Consider the following 2,825-nt stretch of genomic DNA (forward strand, 5'->3'; position numbering starts at 1 on the left):
TTAAAGAATCACTGTTTAATATTATTGGAGACATATCGCCAGATAGTATTGTTTTAGATTTATATGCAGGGACTGGAAGTGTGGGAATAGAGTTTTTGAGCAGAGGAGCAAAACAATGTTATTTTGTTGATAGTAGTCAAGTGAGCATAAATACAATTAAAGAGAATCTTATAAAGACAAAACTTAACGAACAAGCTACTGTGATTAAGAATAATGTGTTAAATGTAATAAATAAGCTGCAATTAAATAATGTTGAGTTTGATTACATATTTATGGATCCTCCTTATAAAAAAAGGCTAGAAGTAGATACATTGGAAAAAATATATGAGAGTAATATTTTAAGAGAGAATGGGACTATTATAGTGGAGCATGACACTAAAACTGAATTAGATGAAAAAATTCTAGGTTTGGAATTGGTTGATTATAGGAAATATGGTAGGACTTCAATAAGTTTTTATAGGATAGGAGATGTGTAATATGACAGTAATTTATCCGGGGAGTTTTGATCCAGTTACTAATGGACATTTAAATATTATTGAAAGATGTTCCCAAAAGTTTGATAAAGTAATAGTAGTTATTTTAAATAATCCGGCTAAAAATCCTATGTTTACATCTGAGGAGAGAAAAAAATTACTACAGGAAGTAACAAAAGATTATGATAATGTTGAGATAGATATATATTCAGGATTATTAGTTGACTATGCAAAGCAAAAAGGTGTATCGGTTATAGTTAAAGGGTTAAGAGCAGTATCAGATTTTGAGTATGAAATGCAAATGGCATGTATGAATAGACACTTAGAAAACAATTTAGAAACATTTTTCTTAATGACTAATAATAAATATTCTTTTTTAAGTTCGAGCTTGGTAAAAGAAGTTGCAAAATTTGGTGGAGATATTTCAAGAGTAGTACCGAATGTAGTTGAAGATGCAATAAATGAAAAATTAAAGGGGGTATAATATGTGGATGTATTAAAGTTATTAGATGAGCTTGAAGACATTATAGAAGATAGTTCTTCAATACCACTAGCTGGGAAAATTGTATTGGACAAGGAAGAGGTATTAGAAGTTATTAAGGAGATAAGAATAAAATTACCTGATGAGGTTAAGCAAGCAGAATGGATAAAAGAGGAAAGACAAAGAATTTTAGTTGAAGCACAGAATGAAGCTGATAATATTGTTAATGAGGCTAAGGTACATATTGAAGAAATGATAGACCAAGATGAAATCACTAAAAAAGCTCAAGAAAGAGCAGAGGAGATTTTGTCTAAAGCACAGAAAAATGCAAAGGAAATTAGAATAGGAGCAAGAGAATATGCAGACCAAATACTTAAGGAAATCCAAGATAAATTAAAAGAGATTAATAGCACATTAGAAGATAATAGAAATGAGTTAAAGGGATTAAAGTAGTGTATAAGATGGCAGTTCATAAAAAAGAACATGCCATCTTTTTAATTATTGGAACATCAGTGTTGATACACTTCTTACATTCTATAATTATCCTACTTCTATTAGAAAATGTATTTATACTACTAACTGGATAGAAAGAGCAAATAAAGAGCTTAAAAGACGCCTTAAAACTAAATATAGTCCGCTAAAAATTATTTACACAAAATTACTTACACTATCAGTATATATGCAGTGGCTATTATTTTAAGTAAAGATTATAAAGTTTTTTAATTATTCAAAGAAATAGTTAGATATTATATCTTTCTTTTATGGTATTTAAAATAAAAAATATAATACTTATTATTAACAAGGAAATTAATAACATTAAAAATAGTTTTATTGAAAAAGTCAGCGTAGATATGAAACTAGGTGTAAAATTTAAGGTATTATAGTTATTAAAATTAAAAGATGATATTACTTGGTTTTTAAAAACTAGAATATATAAAATGTAAGTATATAAACTAGAAAAAAGACCATGAAAGAATTTTGCTATCATGTAAATTATTAAGTTTATATCGGTTTTGCTAATAATACTAGCTGATTGGCTGTGAATAGAGAATCCACTCCAACCAATTATAAAACTGGCAGTTGAAATCTTTATTAGTAGATTTGATGTATTAACGTTTGCTACAATTCTACAACCATTTGTTATTTCAATCATACCACTTATTAAACCTTTAAGGAGTTCAGTGTTATTAATAGGAAATAAAATAGTAAATAATTTACAGATAAAATCTAAAATATTGGACAATGATAAAATTTCAATTATAACAGAGTATAGTATGATAAAACCACCAACAATAAGCATTGTATCTATAGATTCTTTTACCGAATCTCCCATTAATTCACCGAGGCTTCTTCCATCTTTTTTCCTAGCTTTAGACAAATTAATAAATGCGTCTTTTATGCTATATTTTTGCTTTGCTTTAGATATGTATCCTTCATTAATTTTATAAAATCTAAATATTAAACCAACAGTAATTGCACCTAAATAATGGGATAAAGCAATTAGTGAACCTATAGCTGTATTATGAAACATACCAATGGATACAGCACCTATCATAAAAAGGGGACCAGATGTACTACAGAATGAAACTAATCTTTGAGCTTGGATTTTATTTATTTTGTTTTCACAAAGGAGTTTTGAAGTAATTTTAACGCCTACAGGATAACCAGAAGTGATACTCATGACAAAAGGAAAAGCACCTTCTCCTGGAACATTAAAGATAGGTTTCATCAAAGGCTGTAAAAGAGTACCTATAAAATCAACAATCCCTAGACCTATTAAGATCTCTGATAAAATAAAAAAGGGTAATAATGAAGGCAGCACTATATTAAACCAAGTATTAACTCCATTAGTTGCTGCTTCTACCGAGTTT

Annotated in this window: 4 protein-coding genes and 1 pseudogene; 4 read left to right on the plus strand and 1 reads right to left on the minus strand. The window is 28.3% G+C overall.

Features of this window, described 5'->3' with window-relative positions; genetic code table 11:
- The 4 genes and pseudogenes from rsmD to L21TH_RS14920 form a co-directional block, all read left to right on the plus strand.
- A partial coding sequence (gene rsmD, locus L21TH_RS05265; protein WP_034429403.1) for a 16S rRNA (guanine(966)-N(2))-methyltransferase RsmD occupies window positions 1-476 on the plus strand: 476 nt, incomplete at its 5' end.
- Window position 477: 1 nt separating this feature from the next.
- Complete coding sequence (gene coaD, locus L21TH_RS05270) at window positions 478-957, plus strand: pantetheine-phosphate adenylyltransferase (protein WP_006311092.1); 480 nt, start codon at window positions 478-480, stop codon at window positions 955-957.
- A 3-nt stretch (window positions 958-960) separates the two neighbouring features.
- Window positions 961-1,407, plus strand: coding sequence for a hypothetical protein (locus L21TH_RS05275; protein ID WP_006311094.1), 447 nt, complete (start codon window positions 961-963; stop codon window positions 1,405-1,407).
- 52 nt (window positions 1,408-1,459) lie between these two features.
- A pseudogene (locus L21TH_RS14920) lies at window positions 1,460-1,588 on the plus strand (transposase); the annotation flags it as partial.
- Window positions 1,589-1,693: 105 nt separating this feature from the next.
- Here the strand turns inward: L21TH_RS14920 and ylbJ are convergent.
- Entirely contained in the window at window positions 1,694-2,776 is a 1,083-nt protein-coding gene (gene ylbJ, locus L21TH_RS05280) for a sporulation integral membrane protein YlbJ (RefSeq protein WP_006311098.1), read from the minus strand.
- Between the last annotated feature and the right edge of the window lie 49 nt (window positions 2,777-2,825).

The organism is Caldisalinibacter kiritimatiensis, assembly GCF_000387765.1.
GTDB classification, from domain to species: Bacteria; Bacillota; Clostridia; order Tissierellales; family Caldisalinibacteraceae; genus Caldisalinibacter; species Caldisalinibacter kiritimatiensis.

Excerpts from the sequence above, each read along its gene's own strand:
- coaD (WP_006311092.1), top strand. The coding sequence starts at position 478 with ATGACAGTAATTTATCCGGGGAGTTTTGATCCAGTTACTAATGGACAT.